Annotated in this window: 1 protein-coding gene; it reads left to right on the forward strand. The window is 43.6% G+C overall.

The window, feature by feature from the left end; translation table 11 throughout:
- A partial coding sequence (locus H5092_RS20460) for an Ig-like domain-containing protein (protein ID WP_182734881.1) occupies positions 1 to 344 on the forward strand: 344 nt, incomplete at both ends.

Consider the following 344-nt stretch of genomic DNA (forward strand, 5'->3'; position numbering starts at 1 on the left):
CGAAACCAGCTTTACCAAAGACACTACAGTTGCAATAACAGTTGATATCAACGATACAAACGATGACGTAATTAACGGCAATGATGAAAACGTAAACGTTGAAATTACAGGTACCACAACGGGTGTTGAAGACAACCAAACGGTAACAGTGGTAGTAACAGATGAAGCCGGTAATGAGCGCAGCTTTGAAGCCACCGTTACCAATAATACTTACACAATTACCGGTGCAAACTTATCAGGTCTTAACGATGGCGAATTAACTGCCACAGCCACAGTCAGTGATGAAGCTGGCAATACAGCAACCGCTACAGACACCGCCATTCACGATAAAACAGCCGTAACCA

This window comes from Pseudoalteromonas sp. SR41-7 (genome assembly GCF_014163935.1).
Lineage (GTDB): Bacteria > Pseudomonadota > Gammaproteobacteria > Enterobacterales > Alteromonadaceae > Pseudoalteromonas > Pseudoalteromonas distincta.